This window comes from Lysinibacillus sp. NPDC093210, from assembly GCF_044753985.1.
Taxonomy (GTDB): domain Bacteria; phylum Bacillota; class Bacilli; order Bacillales_A; family Planococcaceae; genus Lysinibacillus.
Window position 1 is genome coordinate 51,217 of record NZ_JBIVOE010000008.1, and the last position, 14,662, is coordinate 65,878.

Genomic DNA, 14,662 nt, shown 5'->3' on the forward strand with positions numbered 1-14,662 from the left:
AGAAGTTTCACAATATCATAATGCATTTTTTGTGAAAGATTTCACAATATCGATTACTTCTTTGCGTTTTTTAACAACAATTCATACAAGAACGATTACAGCTCGAGCTTATTATCTCTAGTTTTTTGGATAGCATGCTCAAAAAGTACCTCTTTAATTTTGTGACATTCTTTGTAACTCTTAACATGATTCATTTTGATTATGAACGGCTACGGAATGAAGTCCATAGTTTAGCATTTTCCCCACTTGAAAAAGTGTTGGCTTTTGTTGAATCAAGTTAAAACATTGACGAACGTTTCAAAAGCTAGTAGCATAACAATGGTGAGGTGAACATATGAATCCAATGGTTGAATTTTGTGTAAGTAATTTAGCAAATGGCTCACAGAAAACTTATGAAATACTCGAACGCGATCCAAATATCGACGTTTTGGAATATGGCTGCCTCAGCTACTGTACGAAGTGTTCTGAATCCTTTTATGCGATTGTAAATGGTGATTTAGTTGAAGCCGCTTCTCCTGATGAGCTCACAAAAGCTATATATCAATTTATCGAAGAAAATCCATTATGGTAATATAATTGTTTATATAACATAAATGTCGAGTCCTATAAAATAAAGTTACACATATGAAAAGGATGTTATACCATTAATCGGTATAACATCCTTTGTTTTTTCATAAAGTCCATCACAGTTAGTGTTTTTAAACGAGCGTTTCTACTAAGTAAGTAGGTTGCAGTTCTTTTTCAAGCACGACACTTGTTGGCGTTACGCCTGTGTTGACGTGAATTGTATCACAGCCGAAACGAATACCACACATAATGTCTGTATCGTAGTTATCACCAATCATCACCATCTCATCTTTTGTAACACGATGCTCTCTTGCAATGATGTCGAGCATTGCAGGCGATGGCTTACCGATGTATATCGGCTCGACACCTGCAACATCCCCTACTAAACGCGCAAATGAACCATTCCCAGGTAAAAATCCATATTCTGTTGGAAACTTAATATCTTGATTTGTTGCGATAAATGTCGCACCATTTTGCACTGCAATCGTTGCCTTTGCTAATGCCATATAATCCAAAGTTCGATCTATTCCCATAACAAATACATCCGGCTCGTTGTCTACAGGTTCAATTCCTTCATTTTTTAACGCCAATCTAATACCATCTGAGCCCATCATCGCTACTTTCTTGCCTGAAAAATTCAAAGCTACATACTTTGCCGTAACTAAAGCACTTGAATAAATATGATGAAGTGGTGCTTCTACTCCAATAGCTCTTAAAGATTCTTGTAATTGCTCTCGCGTTTTAGAAGAATTGTTTGTCACGTAAAAGGGTTCAACCCCCTGTTGCTGTAATCTCTGTATAAATGCAACCGCGGAAGAAATACCTTCCTTGCCGCGGTAGACAGTGCCATCTAAATCAAAGCAATAAGCCTTATATGTTTTCATTGATGATCCTCAGGTAAAAATGCTGATACGGGACCTAACTCATTTGTTAAGTAGCTATTCACAGCTGGTGCAAACTGCTTTAAAGCAGGTAAGCTTGCCGTTAAAACATTCACAACTTCAGTAATATCTACAGATACAAATTCACGAACAAGCATTTTACGTAATCCTACAACAGCCTTTAACGATGCTTCAATGTCAGTTGATACAACTTTTTCATCGATTAAAATATCAATTATGTCCTCATAGCTACCTGGATCACGCATAATAAAGCCGTCAATCATCAAGTTACCTACATCCATCATTGATTCCATCACGTTATGACCGATACGCTCGATTGCTAATTTCGTAATATCACTTTGAAGCCAGTTATCCTCTGCCTCAAAAATAGCTAATAGTTTATCTAAGTACTGTAAGTTTGTTGTGATTTTATTTCGATCTACAAAATACACAAGGAAAGCCCCCATTCAAATCATTTAAAGTTGATACTCTTTTCTCTTCTATAGTACCATATCTATAGGACTGGAAGGAGATTAAAAGATGGAACGTTTTTTCTTATATGATGATGTAGAAGATACAAAAACACGCTTTGTAAGTTTCGCAGGGCAAAAACTTCGTTACGATTTAGCCATTTTACAATCTGGACGCTTTTTCGGCAAAGTACTTGTAATGGATATTCAATTTGGCCGCTTCGCTATTATAGGGCCAGACGATGTAGAAGAACCCGGCTACCTTGAGCACGTATACAATCGTTCTGAAGAAGATACGGTAGAACTACGTGAATACTTACGCGAATTACTTAATTGACAACCGTATGAAGATTTAAATACAAAAAAAATTCCGCTGATTATTTCCTTGGGGCAATCCGAAGTCGTACAAACTGACATTAACTGCCCCGCTGGAATAGAGCGGAATTTTTTTTGTCAAAATCTCATCGACTAACGGATTTCGCTAATTGAATTACCATCAGGGACAATCCATACATCATTATTTATTTAAGGTTGATGGGTTGTCTTTATTATGTGGTTTGTCTTTATTTTCGTTATCATTTTGTTTTTTCGCTTGTTTGTTTTGCCCAATAACAGCTAAATCATCCACACTAATATCAAATCCGTATCCGTATTCTTCACGGTCTAATTGTTTTTTCTTTTGTTTATCGTTCGCCAAAATTTTCACCTCCAATTTATAAATTATCCTTTTTTAAGTGATTTATACTTAATACATTAAGAGCTAAAATTTTGCATCTTCTATTATCCAGTCTACTGCACTTATTAAGTCGGGGAATATTGCATCTGCAAGCGGATCACATTTACCTAGAAAAACGCCCTTTGTGCCGGCTCTTTTCCCTGCAATTATGTCTGTATCTGTATCTCCCACCATATAGGATTTGGATAAATCGACATTATATTTTTCTGCGAGATCCACAATTAACTTACTTTTGGGCTTTCGACAGTTACAACCCGCTTTTGGTTTATGAGGACAATACACTACTTCATGAATTGTAGCCCCTTGTTTCTTCAATTCATTCGCCATATGAACGTGAATTTTTTTAAGTTGGCCTTCCTTCATAAACCCTAATCCAACACCTCCTTGATTTGTTACAACAAAAACATAATCAAAACACGCGTTCAATTTTTTTATCGCTTCCGGTACGCCGTGTAAGAAAAACAATTGCTGCGGCTTATTCACAAATTTAACTCTTTTCGTCAACACTTCATTAATAACCCCATCACGATCCAAAAATACTGCTGTTTTTATCGTTATCACATCTTTCTTTCATACAAATCTTTTATATCGTTCCCCATTTTTGTTCAACTTATAAATGTATAATGAATACGTTTCATTTTGGTTTTATAGTAAAAACAGCATTGTGGAACAGATAAAAAGACTTTTCTAATTTACATAGAAAAGTCTTTAGAATATTATAGTCAAATTACTCACACCATACTTGAATATTATTTGTTCTACTACCACCATTAAACACAAGACGATATGACCAATCTACTTTTGAGTCCACTTTTATATATCGCGTTCCTGCTAGAACAACAGAATAAGAGCCTACTGTTCTCCAACTACCATTAGGGGATTTATGTTCAAGTTTATAGTTTCCAAAACTATTTTCAGCATTAAACCCTAATGTCATATTAGTTTTTATAGCTTTACAATAATCAGTAGTTCTAGTTTGTCCAGAACTAATACTAAAATTCCCCAGCAACACTGTTGCATTATTAGATTGAATAGCTGCATAGACGACATTACTAGAGCCGATTGCAAAAATACTAACAAATAAGAAAGAAAATAAAGCTTTAACCATCTTTTTCATGGAAAAATCTCCTTTCGTATTTTTTTGCAATTCAATAATATCAAAGACGAACAATTTTTACAATTCAAAATATTTAATTTATATTACAGAAATGAAAATTACTTATAAACCATAAAGGCTAACACTATAGCTAATATAATTCGATAAACTGCAAACGGCGTAAGTTTAATCCGAGAAATTAACTTTAAAAAGAATCGAATAGAAATAAGTGAAAATGCGAATGAACTAATAAAACCAGCAATATAAAATCCTAAATAATCAAAAGATAAGTCATTCCAACTTTTAATAATAGACACACCACTTGCTCCTATCATAATTGGTACTGCCATGATAAAGGTAAAATCAGATGCAACTCTATAACTCATACCAAGTAATACACCACCAGAAATCGTTGCTCCTGATCGTGAAAAACCAGGCCAAAGGGATAAACATTGCATAATTCCGACTACTAATGCCTGTTTGTATGTAATTTGATCCAACGATATAACTTTCGGTTTTTTAGGCCCAAATTTATCAGTTACAATCATCAGCGTGGCACCGATAATAAGCGCTACTATAACCGCTTTTATGTTAAATAACTCATCTATCAAATCTTTAAAAATCAGACCTAAAATCGTTGCTGGCAATAAACCGATAACAAGATGTAATAAATTGAAGTGAGCCGTTGCATTGTGATTTTTTATGTTATAAAACCCTAATAGACTAACGAAACGTTTCCAAAAAACAAGACAAACAGCTAAAATTGAACCTAATTGAATCACAATTTTAAATGTAATGGCAGCTTTATCTCCTAATAGATTTTTTGTTTGTAGCCACATGTCATCTACAATAATCAAGTGACCCGTTGATGAAACAGGTGCAAACTCAGTCATTCCTTCAATAAAACCTAAGATCATCGCTTTAATTAGATTAAAAAATTCCATAGTTGTTCCTCTCCTTCTTCAAAAATTAATTCGATGGTTATTATTTCATTATATATTATATTATTTGCACTCTAAATTAGTTGAACGCTCTAAAATAAAAAAACCCGATGCAAACATTAGCATCAGGTCTTGATTTTATTCAGCTATTTGTTCATTGTCATTTGGTTCTGTCACTTCGCTTGCTTCATTTACTACAACGTCGGGTTGCAAAATTACTTTACCGCATTTGCGTAATACAAAATAGGCACAGCCAAAATTACAATACTCGTATAGGTAATCTTGAAGCGTGCTAATTTTTGTGTCGAAAGTAGATTTTTGATTTTTATCATCAAAAAAACCTTTTAAACGTAGCTGATTATAGCCCCAGTCGCCTACAATATAATCATATTTGACTAAAATATCTGAGTACCGCTCCTTAAATGCTTCTTCCTGAAAAGCTTCACGGTAATCTTCAACAATTTCATATTCATATCCTTCTATAATTATCAAAGTGACACCACCTTTCTCGTCAATCATTTCACATTAAACTTCAGCTTGTAGTTGTCGTTCCTTCGTTGCAGCATTCACTTGCTCATCGGCATGATAACTACTGCGTACGAGTGGTCCTGCTTCACAATGCTTGAAGCCTTTTTCCATTGCAATTTTGCGAAGTTTGCCAAATTCAATAGGTGAATAATATTTTTTTACAGGTAAATGTTTTTTTGTTGGTTGCAGATATTGACCAATTGTCATAATATCCACATCATTTGCACGTAAATCGTCCATTACCTCTAAAATTTCTTCATGCGTTTCTCCTAAGCCAATCATTAATGAAGACTTTGTTGGAATGTCTGGTTGCATCTCTTTTGCCAAACGAAGAAAATCTAATGAACGTTCGTATTTTGCACGTGCACGTACTCTTGGAGTTAAACGACGTACTGTTTCAATATTATGATTTAAAATATCTGGTTTAGAGTCCATTAAAAGTTGAAGATTTTCCTTCAAACCACCAAGGTCAGAAGGTAATACTTCTACAGATGTGAAAGGACTTTTACGGCGAATAGCACGAACTGTTTCGGCTAATACTTCTGCGCCGCCATCTTTTAAATCGTCACGTGCTACCATTGTGATAACAACGTGCTTTAAATTCATAATGGCTACTGAGTCCGCAACACGTTCTGGTTCCGCAAGATCTAACTCGTTTGGTAAACCAGTTTTTACAGCGCAGAAACGACAAGCACGTGTACAAACTGATCCTAAAATCATCATAGTTGCTGTACGGCGTTCACCCCAGCACTCATGAATATTTGGACAGCGCGCTTCTTCACATACTGTATGAAGATTTTTTTCACGCATAAGCTTTTTAAGACCTTTATATTCATCGTTCGTGTTTAGTTTAATTTTAAGCCAATCAGGTTTTCTTACATGTTCTTCTTTTTCATGGCTAGTAGGTTTACAGGATGTCATACAAATTCGCCCCTATCAAAGTTATCTTTTGTTGAATATTATCTACCATCACTGTTGTCAATGTATCATATTACACGAACGGCAACAACTAACATTTACTCTCAACTTAAACTTTTCTATTGGTACGGAACTGGTACTTCTATGGATGGCTGTACTGCATCTCCACCATTTGTATAAATGTTTGGTACTGGTCCTCTCGTTAACCCCATCGCTACCGGAATGTCCTGAGATACCGTCGTTGATTTACTAGCAAATGGAACTATTATTTGTACATTAACTTCTATATGAATACCTACTTCTACATAAGCACTATTAATGCCAAATTCCCTTATATCTGAAGTAACATTACTATGAACATTACCTATTACATGAAAACGGATTGGTATTTTCGGCCCTAAGTTACCTAGTAAAGGAAGATCAGCCGCCTGTGCAAGTGGGACGAAAAAAACAATCCCATCACCTTCTTGAATTTTATTCATATCATATTCGACATTATCTAAATCTGGTAGATGGGCCAATTCTCCATGCTCAGCCTGCTCTAAATACATTTTTACAAGTTCGAGTGTTTCTGCACGTACTCTATTGATAATTTCTGTATTAAATTTTGTTGTTACAGAAGTGCCAGATGGTACATCTTCGATTATATCATTAACGTCTAATACGTTAGAAGTACGTGAGTTAATGGCTTTACTGACAACATACGACGCTATTTTATTCGTCTGAACTTCGGCATATTCCAAATATGTGGGTTTAAGACGTTCATTTAAAAAATACAGAAAAAATACTATACAAATGATACTCGCAACAATTAATAAGGTTAAACGATTGAGCTGTATTCCTCTTTTATGATTCGTTCGCAATTTCATCCTTTTTCGAGGGAAAAACAAAAAAATCTCCTCCTGTTCTACAACTTATGAACAGGAGGAGCAAATTATACGACTCTCGATGGTACTACATAATCGGTTTCAATACTATCAATTGTTACAGTTGGATAGTCCACTAAATTAATTTCGTATGTCGCTGTAAGTAATTCATTTTGTTCTTCAAAAATTCGAATCCACGGCAAGGATGAATCCAAATTATTTTGTTTAGAAACAATTCCTCGACGACCGTCAGATAATTTTAAAATCAGTCCATTCGGATAATGTACAACTGATTTTTTCAATGCATTGACAATACGCGCATCGTAAAGTGTACCTGAGCCAGCTTCTACAATGGCAAGCCCTTGTGAAGGAAGCATTTTTTCACGATATACGCGATTCGTAGTCACCGCATCGAAAACATCAGCTACACCAATAATTTTAGCGAATGGATGAATTTCAAAATCAACTAAACCACGTGGATAGCCACTTCCATCAATGCGTTCATGATGTTGAAAAGCACAATGTGCAACCAGTAAGGAAATGGAATGTAAATTACGTAATAAATCAAATCCAAAACGCGTGTGCATTTTCATCATTTCAAATTCCTCATGCGTTAAGCGACCTGGTTTTTTGAGTATCTCTTTCGGCACCATAAGCTTTCCAACATCATGCAATAAGGCACCAATACCAATTAAACGAAGATCTTCGGCTGAATGTCCCAATTCTTTAGCAATAGCAATCGAATATAGGGTTACATGAAAAGAATGCTGATATAAGTATTCATCGAATAAATAAGCATCTGTTAAAACCGTTAAAATTTCATTATTACCTGTAACAGCTGAGAGTAGTTCATCGACAATCGTGACAATCGCTTTTGATTGCTGATCAAGTATATAAGAGGCATTAATAGTACTTAAACCATTTATTGATTGAAAAGAATCTTTTATGGTCGAAATGGTTTTGTTTCGGACATCAGTAGGAACCGTCTCCTTCACTTCAATGCCTTCAGAAAGTTTGTCGTCTATATATAAATAATGAGTATTCAACTGTTGAAGTCTTTCAATAATACGTTCATTAATAACAACGTCTTTCTTTAAAAGTGGATGACCTGCCTCATTCCAAATGGTTCTTCCTAATACCATACCTTCTTTTAATACATCGATTGAAATTAATCGCATGACTTCTTCCCCAATCCATTCTTAAAGCTTTGTTTATCTATCGCTTAAAGAAACTTTGCCCATAATCTAACATAATGTTTCGTAAAAAATCAGGTAAAATATATTTTTTCTTTGCATATTTAAAGCTTGGATAAAAATAACCGAACGTAAACAAATCTAGTGTCACTAATTTATAAGTGCGATCATTATCTGCAATCTTACCATTTATGAGCAATTGACGATCCTCATTCATAGCAAAGCCATATGTCAGCATCTTACCAAAAATTACGCCCCTAAAACCTAACCCTTTAAGTTCCATATTGGGCCATTCTTCATTTTTTGACTGCTGAAAAATTTCTTTCATTTCCGAAACTGACAATTCAATTGTACATAAATTAATAGGATGTGGAAAAATTTTATGCAAATCAAGCGCTGTTACCGTGCCTTTTGGAAGGCCGTCTAAAAAAATCCCTGCATTAAATAACGCACAGTCCGCACCACTTCTTTCTAAGATTGCTTGCGCAAATAGATGTGATAATTGTGAGTAATGGAACCATTCTTTATTGTACGTCTTTTGGGTTGTAAATACAGGCTTGTCTAATAAGCTTTTACCTTCTTCTTCTAAAGATAGCAGAAACTCTTTTTCATTTTCAACAATTGGCAAGTCCTTATTATGAATTAAAGTCTCCTTTTTTTCAACAATTCCCCTCGTTTTTTTATCGTATTCTAGCACGAGATGTCCCGTATATTGACCAAATTTTCCTCCGCCTGTAAGCAAGACACCGTTGATAAACTTGCCATTTGGCAGGGTATGATGGGTGTGTGAACCGAAAATAACATCGATTCCTGGACATTCCTCCGCTAATAGTTCATCTTCAGTAATTCCTAAATGTGACAGACAAACAACAATATCAACTTCTTTACGAAGTTTGTGAGTTAAACGAATAAGAGTGCTTCGAGCATCATCTATTTGCCAGTTCAATTCCTTATAATAGATTTCGAACATTGCTGTTGCAGCAATAACTGCAATTTTTGTACCGTATTTCGTTGTTAATATAACGTAAGGCTTCAACCACGTTGGATTTTCCCCTTTGGATGCATTAACATTCCCCACTACAACTTCAAATAGCGCGTCATCGTATAAATGAAAGAGCTCTTCATGCGACAATGTAATACCTTCATTATTGCCTATCGTTACAACATCATAACCGGCGTTGTTTAATAATTGGACATTGCCCTTGCCAATTGTGGCATCTGTATAAATATTCGACCTATCTAAATGATCCCCAACATCCACTAAAAAGCTCGTTTCACCTAAAGCCTCATACTGAGCACGTTGCGTAGTCACATAGTTTTGCATGCGTGGCCAATACTTAAAATGACTATGCAAATCATTTGTGTGAAAAATATGAATTTTTTCCAGCATTCAAGCCACCTCTTCTTTACAATAAGCCCTCTATAATGGAACGAATTCCTAATAATAATAAAATAATTCGTAGTGCTAGGACAAGTGTATCGGATTTAATTTTTTTATTTAGTGCTGCTCCTAGTTTAGCCCCGATATAAGCTCCAGGAATAACAGGAATCGTATATAGCCACGGTACATGTCCTAAATAAATATGACTCGCTGAGTTCACAATCGAAGTTAGGAATACCATAAACATCGAAGTTGCCACTGCAACATGTGGCGGAAATAAAAACAAAATAATCATTGCAGGCACAATCATTGAGCCGCCACCAATTCCAAATAATCCTGAGGCAAAGCCAACTGCAAAGCAGAATAATAACGCAAACCAAATAGGATATCCGTAGACAGACGTTTGTCCTGCTTCATCAATAAACTGATGTTGCGTACCATTTTTCACAAACCATTGTACAGGTTTCAATTTATCGCGTACAAGTAAAATTATCGAAATAACAATTAATAATATCCCAAAATATAAGTTAAATGAGGGTAAATCCAATCCTTTATTTACCCATGCACCTAATATCGTCCCTGGAATACTACCTAAAAAGAATATAAACCCACTTTTATAATCCACTGTTTTGGATTTCATATAGCTTAAAGTGGACGCTAGCCCAGTGAAAATCATCATTACTACCGATAGCCCCACTACTTTTTGCGGTGTAATATCTGGGAGCATACCGAGGTTTAACCCAACAAATAAAGTTGCAGGTACTAAAATAATCCCTCCACCGAGCCCTACAAGCGAACCAATGAGCCCCGAGACTAGTGCAATTACTACTAAAAGAATAAACTCCATTATACTTCTCCCTCAAACATATTTAATTGTTTTGGTGCTAAACCAACATCTCGAATAGCTAACATCTCCTGAAGTTCTTTCGCATTTTTTGCAGCATGTTGACCAGAATTATTATTAAATAAAACAAATAGCTCCTGCACATTAGGCTCTATGCTTTGAAGATGCTGTCCGAGTTGTTGTAGTTCTTCTTTATTGTAATCATATAAAAAACGAACTTTTCGCCAGTTTTCCGAATTGCCCGTATTACGCCAACCATGAATATTACGTCCATGAATACGGACGAGTGCATTATTTGCCGTTACTGCAGGATAAAATGGGACAGAACCAATACCTGCTTGCGGTTCATCACAAATTGTATGAATAAATTGATGTTCCTTTAAAAAATCCATTGTTTGCTTAACAACCTTCTCTGCATACCATGTCTGATTTCGAAACTCAATCGCCACATCGAACGCTTTTAATTGTTGCCTAATATACAATAAGTATTGTACATTTTTTGATTGACAATCAAACCATGGCGGAAATTGTGCCAATATTATTGCTAACTTCCCGTGACGTTTAAATTCATTAGCACATTCGATAAAAGCATTGAACATATCGTTTTTGGATTCATAAGGAATTTCCCCCCGCAAATGTCCAGTCATTCCCTGGTAGGCCTTTATTACAAAACGAAATGAATCTGGTGTTAGCTCACACCATTTTCGAACATTATCAACTGACGGAATGGCATAAAAAGATGTATCTAATTCTACCGTTAAAAAATGGCCTGCGTAATCGAATAATTTGTCCTTTGAGGCAGTCACTCCACTATATAACGAAGGATGATCGCCCCAACCTGTTAACCCAACTCGAATCAAGTGACTCCCTCCCTATGTACATAATGATAGCACACACTTTCTAAGTGCAAATACTTACAAAAATAAAAAGCGACTAAAGCTAAAATAGCTCTAGTCGCATGTATTTTTACAAAATTAGTCCATTGAACTTTTCCTCATATAAAGTTGAATAGAAAGAAATACAACATAACAAGCAACTATACTATAACTATTCATACACTTTACCATAAATCATTTGAAATCGCTCGAATACGTTTTTTGAGCAAATCTGCAAAAATTCTATCAGACGACGACGTCTACAGAGAGAAACTTCTTTCAGGAAGAACATTATCATAACATACACTTTTCGAAAGATACCGTAATTGGAAGGAACATAAAACTTTAATATCCCTATTTCTACTATATAATACATTCACAACTAATAGTCTGTCATTCTCCATTTTAGCAAATGTTCGCTTTACATCAGCTTCTAATAATATAATTGTCGGATGTTCATGGTGAAAAGAGCTATTCCTATGAAGTATATAGACTTTGCTTCGATATAAACATACATTGTAAATCTCCACTTCTGTAAGCTTGATTATAGTCGATAAGGTAGAATTGCCTAAAATATTGAAAATATTACTAACTCACATCATCAATATCTTATTTTTTGAAATATTCAAACTTATAAGATATAATATATTCGATTTTTATAAAACATACTAAAAAATAAAGGGAAGGAGAAAGGGAAGTGCAAAAAAAAACCATTTATTTCATAGTAGTTTTGGTTTTGGTTGTTTCATTTGGTTCAATTGTAATTCAGCCACAAGCGGTGACTAAAGATGAGGTAAATGAAGATAATACAAAAGAAATGGTTGGTGATATGAGTGGTAATTTATACGAAATAAATAAAGATAATGTTTCAACTTATGGATGGCCTTGGACTGCAATAACTAAAACTGTAAAAAAAGAGTATACTTCCGCCGCTACAGTCCCGGATTCAATTTATTACGAAGAGTATATTGATGGTAAGTGGTATCATGGCAAACTAAAAAGAACTGGAGATGTAGAAAAGCTTCAATATACTTGGAGAGCAACTTTCACAGGTAAAATTAATTATTAAAAAAGGCGTGTTCCATATATGAATTACTTTTTTAATAAAGGTTTATTGATGGTAGGTGTTGCTTCATTTATTTTACCATTTTCTAGTCTAACTGTTCAGGCAAGAGAAACAACTATAGCCTTGATACAAGAAACACAAACTGATGTATCGCCATTTTGGGTTTATGATCATGTTCAAACAATCACTTTGACTTTTCCCACAGCTTCATTGATTCCTAAGGAAGTACCCTATGAGTATTATCATGAAGTTTATGGGGTAATGAGAGGTCTTTTAAAATATGTAAAACATGAGTATATTAAAGGAGAATATAAAGCAACATTTACTGGCAAGATGTATAGTAATCCTCTATAAGTGATTTTCAGTTAGAAGCATTAATTTTGGGATGAGATAGCCTCTCTCAAATATAAAAAAGAAGTGTGTCTTAGGGAAATACAAACCTACGATAATAAGATTTCGTATTTTATACAGAAGTAGTACAAGATTGAAATTGTTTCTATAATAAGGTTTTGACGAAAATGTATAAAACTACGCATAAACAACGTTCACAGACTATCTTGCACTGTCTAAGTAGAGACAAACTGAAACGATTCGATTGTGGCATTATCAGCGGGCCTACCTTTACGGGACATGCCCATGGTAATGCCCTTTGCTTTCACAGCTTGTTGAAAGTGATAATAGGTGTAAATCGAGCCTTTGCTATGCAACTTACACCCTTCTGTAATTGATTGAGTAAGTTACAGTCATTACTTTTCTACATATAAAGAAAAGATCGAGCGCAGTGCACTCGACCTTTATAAAAAGCATATAGTAGATAATTTGTGGGTGTTTCACACATTTCACCTTAATCAAACCATATAGAAATATTGATGAAGCAAGGTTTATCAGACAATTACCCAATACTGCCTTCCATTTCAAACTTGATGAGACGGTTCATTTCTACTGCGTATTCCATTGGTAATTCTTTCGTAAATGGTTCGATAAAGCCCATTACGATCATTTCCGTTGCTTCTTCTTCAGAAATACCACGAGACATTAAGTAGAATAACTGCTCTTCTGATACTTTAGAAACTTTCGCTTCATGCTCTAAAGAAACATTATCATTTAAAATTTCGTTGTATGGAATTGTATCCGAAGTAGATTGGTTATCCATGATTAACGTATCACATTCAATGTTAGCACGTGCACCACTTGCTTTAGGACCGAAACGTACTTGACCCATATATGTTACTTTACCACCTTGTTTAGCAATCGATTTTGAAACGATTGTAGAAGATGTATTAGGTGCCATATGAATCATTTTTGCTCCAGCATGTTGGTGTTGTCCTTTACCAGCTAATGCAATTGATAATGTCATACCACGAGCGCCTTCACCTTTAAGGATACAAGCTGGGTATTTCATCGTTAATTTAGAACCGATATTACCATCGATCCATTCCATTGTACCGTTTTCTTCAACAACTGTACGTTTTGTTACTAAGTTGTAAACATTGTTCGCCCAGTTTTGAATCGTTGTATAACGGCAGTATGCATCCTTTTGCACAATAATCTCTACAACTGCTGAGTGTAAAGAGTTTGTAGTATAAACAGGAGCTGTACATCCTTCAACATAGTGTACATGTGCACCTTCATCAACAATAATTAGCGTACGTTCAAATTGACCCATATTTTCAGAGTTAATACGGAAGTATGCTTGTAAAGGCGTTTCAACTTTAACACCTGGTGGCACATAGATAAATGAACCACCTGACCAAACTGCTGAATTTAGTGCAGCAAATTTGTTATCAGTGTAAGGGATTACTTTGCCCCAATATTTTTTGAAAATATCTTCGTTTTCACGTAAAGCCGAATCAGTATCTTTAAACACAATACCAAGGTCTTCAAGATCTTGTTTCATGTTGTGGTATACTACCTCAGATTCGTACTGAGCGGATACACCCGCAAGATACTTTTGCTCTGCCTCAGGAATACCTAATTTATCAAATGTTGCTTTAATTTCTTCAGGTACTTCATCCCAAGATTTTTGCGTAGCTTCAGATGGTTTTACGTAGTACGTGATTTCATCAAAATCTAAATCTCCAAGGTCGCCACCCCATTGTGGCATTGGTTTTGTATAGAAAGTTTCAAGCGCTTTTAAGCGGTATTCAAGCATCCACTCAGGCTCTTGCTTCATATTTGAAATTTCACGGACGATTTCTTCAGTTAAACCACGTTTTGAACGGAAAATTGATACGTCCTTGTCATGGAATCCGTATTTGTAATCGCCAATATCCGGCATTTTTTTAGCCATTATTTCTCCT

General features: G+C 35.2%; 18 protein-coding genes and 1 pseudogene. 4 read left to right on the forward strand and 15 right to left on the reverse strand.

The features are described 5' to 3' along the window. Window positions 1-334: 334 nt before the first annotated feature. Complete coding sequence (locus ACIP9C_RS17620; RefSeq protein WP_337980526.1) at window positions 335-571, forward strand: YuzB family protein; 237 nt, start codon at window positions 335-337, stop codon at window positions 569-571. Between the two features lie 127 nt (window positions 572-698). Here ACIP9C_RS17620 and ACIP9C_RS17625 read toward each other — a convergent pair whose 3' ends face one another. After that, the gene (locus ACIP9C_RS17625) at window positions 699-1,451 is read right to left on the reverse strand and encodes a TIGR01457 family HAD-type hydrolase (RefSeq protein ID WP_401012662.1); all 753 of its coding nucleotides are present in this window, start codon (window positions 1,449-1,451) and stop codon (window positions 699-701) included. Then, entirely contained in the window at window positions 1,448-1,900 is a 453-nt protein-coding gene (locus ACIP9C_RS17630) for a DUF86 domain-containing protein (RefSeq protein WP_401012664.1), read from the reverse strand. Before ACIP9C_RS17630 ends, ACIP9C_RS17625 begins: the two co-directional genes overlap by 4 nt. An 88-nt stretch (window positions 1,901-1,988) precedes the next feature. Here ACIP9C_RS17630 and ACIP9C_RS17635 point away from each other — a divergent pair, with 88 nt between their 5' ends. Beyond that, on the forward strand, window positions 1,989-2,255 hold the full coding sequence (locus ACIP9C_RS17635) for a DUF3055 domain-containing protein (protein ID WP_401012666.1): 267 nt from the start codon (window positions 1,989-1,991) through the stop codon (window positions 2,253-2,255). A 180-nt stretch (window positions 2,256-2,435) separates the two neighbouring features. Here ACIP9C_RS17635 and ACIP9C_RS17640 read toward each other — a convergent pair whose 3' ends face one another. The 11 genes from ACIP9C_RS17640 to ACIP9C_RS17690 all read right to left on the reverse strand — a co-directional run bounded on the left by ACIP9C_RS17640 (window position 2,436) and on the right by ACIP9C_RS17690 (window position 11,281). Then, window positions 2,436-2,630: a hypothetical protein gene (locus ACIP9C_RS17640; RefSeq protein ID WP_401012668.1), complete on the reverse strand. Its 195-nt coding sequence runs from the start codon at window positions 2,628-2,630 to the stop codon at window positions 2,436-2,438. A gap of 48 nt (window positions 2,631-2,678) precedes the next feature. Further along, the gene (locus tag ACIP9C_RS17645) at window positions 2,679-3,206 is read right to left on the reverse strand and encodes a D-glycero-alpha-D-manno-heptose-1,7-bisphosphate 7-phosphatase (RefSeq protein ID WP_401012937.1); all 528 of its coding nucleotides are present in this window, start codon (window positions 3,204-3,206) and stop codon (window positions 2,679-2,681) included. A gap of 175 nt (window positions 3,207-3,381) precedes the next feature. Continuing rightward, window positions 3,382-3,771, reverse strand: coding sequence for a hypothetical protein (locus ACIP9C_RS17650; RefSeq protein ID WP_401012670.1), 390 nt, complete (start codon window positions 3,769-3,771; stop codon window positions 3,382-3,384). Between the two features lie 98 nt (window positions 3,772-3,869). Further along, window positions 3,870-4,694 carry an undecaprenyl-diphosphate phosphatase gene (locus ACIP9C_RS17655; protein ID WP_401012672.1) on the reverse strand — a complete coding sequence of 275 codons (825 nt, stop codon included), beginning with the start codon at window positions 4,692-4,694 and terminating at the stop codon, window positions 3,870-3,872. Between the two features lie 135 nt (window positions 4,695-4,829). Continuing rightward, window positions 4,830-5,183 carry a YutD family protein gene (locus ACIP9C_RS17660; protein ID WP_401012674.1) on the reverse strand — a complete coding sequence of 118 codons (354 nt, stop codon included), beginning with the start codon at window positions 5,181-5,183 and terminating at the stop codon, window positions 4,830-4,832. 33 nt (window positions 5,184-5,216) lie between these two features. After that, entirely contained in the window at window positions 5,217-6,140 is a 924-nt protein-coding gene (gene lipA / locus ACIP9C_RS17665) for a lipoyl synthase (RefSeq protein WP_401012676.1), read from the reverse strand. A 116-nt stretch (window positions 6,141-6,256) separates the two neighbouring features. Next, window positions 6,257-7,027 carry a sporulation protein YunB gene (gene yunB / locus ACIP9C_RS17670; protein ID WP_401012678.1) on the reverse strand — a complete coding sequence of 257 codons (771 nt, stop codon included), beginning with the start codon at window positions 7,025-7,027 and terminating at the stop codon, window positions 6,257-6,259. Window positions 7,028-7,071: 44 nt separating this feature from the next. Then, window positions 7,072-8,181 carry an HD-GYP domain-containing protein gene (locus ACIP9C_RS17675; protein ID WP_401012680.1) on the reverse strand — a complete coding sequence of 370 codons (1,110 nt, stop codon included), beginning with the start codon at window positions 8,179-8,181 and terminating at the stop codon, window positions 7,072-7,074. A gap of 37 nt (window positions 8,182-8,218) precedes the next feature. Further along, window positions 8,219-9,586, reverse strand: coding sequence for a bifunctional metallophosphatase/5'-nucleotidase (locus ACIP9C_RS17680; RefSeq protein WP_401012682.1), 1,368 nt, complete (start codon window positions 9,584-9,586; stop codon window positions 8,219-8,221). Window positions 9,587-9,602: 16 nt separating this feature from the next. After that, window positions 9,603-10,424, reverse strand: coding sequence for a sulfite exporter TauE/SafE family protein (locus tag ACIP9C_RS17685; protein ID WP_401012684.1), 822 nt, complete (start codon window positions 10,422-10,424; stop codon window positions 9,603-9,605). After that, window positions 10,424-11,281 (reverse strand): DUF72 domain-containing protein, encoded by an 858-nt coding sequence (locus ACIP9C_RS17690; protein WP_401012686.1) that lies wholly within the window; start codon window positions 11,279-11,281, stop codon window positions 10,424-10,426. Before ACIP9C_RS17690 ends, ACIP9C_RS17685 begins: the two co-directional genes overlap by 1 nt. Window positions 11,282-11,993: 712 nt before the next feature. Here ACIP9C_RS17690 and ACIP9C_RS17695 point away from each other — a divergent pair. Together ACIP9C_RS17695 and ACIP9C_RS17700 are read left to right on the forward strand one after the other, a co-directional pair. Beyond that, window positions 11,994-12,365, forward strand: a complete 372-nt coding sequence (locus tag ACIP9C_RS17695; protein ID WP_401012688.1) for a hypothetical protein — start codon at window positions 11,994-11,996, stop codon at window positions 12,363-12,365. A gap of 18 nt (window positions 12,366-12,383) precedes the next feature. After that, the gene (locus tag ACIP9C_RS17700) at window positions 12,384-12,716 is read left to right on the forward strand and encodes a hypothetical protein (RefSeq protein WP_401012690.1); all 333 of its coding nucleotides are present in this window, start codon (window positions 12,384-12,386) and stop codon (window positions 12,714-12,716) included. A 230-nt stretch (window positions 12,717-12,946) separates the two neighbouring features. On the opposite strand, the pseudogene ACIP9C_RS17705 reads toward ACIP9C_RS17700, so the two are convergent. Then, window positions 12,947-13,081 (reverse strand): annotated as a pseudogene (locus tag ACIP9C_RS17705) (IS3 family transposase); the annotation flags it as partial. A gap of 173 nt (window positions 13,082-13,254) precedes the next feature. Further along, window positions 13,255-14,652 carry a Fe-S cluster assembly protein SufB gene (gene sufB, locus ACIP9C_RS17710; protein ID WP_401012692.1) on the reverse strand — a complete coding sequence of 466 codons (1,398 nt, stop codon included), beginning with the start codon at window positions 14,650-14,652 and terminating at the stop codon, window positions 13,255-13,257. Window positions 14,653-14,662: the final 10 nt, after the last annotated feature.

What these genes read in the sequence shown, in the direction of transcription:
- ACIP9C_RS17680 (WP_401012682.1), bottom strand. Translation starts at nt 9,586, where the DNA reads ATGCTGGAAAAAATTCATATTTTTCACACAAATGATTTGCATAGTCAT.
- ACIP9C_RS17620 (WP_337980526.1), top strand. Translation starts at nt 335, where the DNA reads ATGAATCCAATGGTTGAATTTTGTGTAAGTAATTTAGCAAATGGCTCA.
- sufB (WP_401012692.1), bottom strand. Translation starts at nt 14,652, where the DNA reads ATGGCTAAAAAAATGCCGGATATTGGCGATTACAAATACGGATTCCAT.
- ACIP9C_RS17685 (WP_401012684.1), bottom strand. Translation starts at nt 10,424, where the DNA reads ATGGAGTTTATTCTTTTAGTAGTAATTGCACTAGTCTCGGGGCTCATT.
- ACIP9C_RS17675 (WP_401012680.1), bottom strand. Translation starts at nt 8,181, where the DNA reads ATGCGATTAATTTCAATCGATGTATTAAAAGAAGGTATGGTATTAGGA.
- ACIP9C_RS17650 (WP_401012670.1), bottom strand. Translation starts at nt 3,771, where the DNA reads ATGAAAAAGATGGTTAAAGCTTTATTTTCTTTCTTATTTGTTAGTATT.
- ACIP9C_RS17700 (WP_401012690.1), top strand. Translation starts at nt 12,384, where the DNA reads ATGAATTACTTTTTTAATAAAGGTTTATTGATGGTAGGTGTTGCTTCA.
- ACIP9C_RS17625 (WP_401012662.1), bottom strand. Translation starts at nt 1,451, where the DNA reads ATGAAAACATATAAGGCTTATTGCTTTGATTTAGATGGCACTGTCTAC.
- ACIP9C_RS17635 (WP_401012666.1), top strand. Translation starts at nt 1,989, where the DNA reads ATGGAACGTTTTTTCTTATATGATGATGTAGAAGATACAAAAACACGC.
- lipA (WP_401012676.1), bottom strand. Translation starts at nt 6,140, where the DNA reads ATGACATCCTGTAAACCTACTAGCCATGAAAAAGAAGAACATGTAAGA.
- ACIP9C_RS17655 (WP_401012672.1), bottom strand. Translation starts at nt 4,694, where the DNA reads ATGGAATTTTTTAATCTAATTAAAGCGATGATCTTAGGTTTTATTGAA.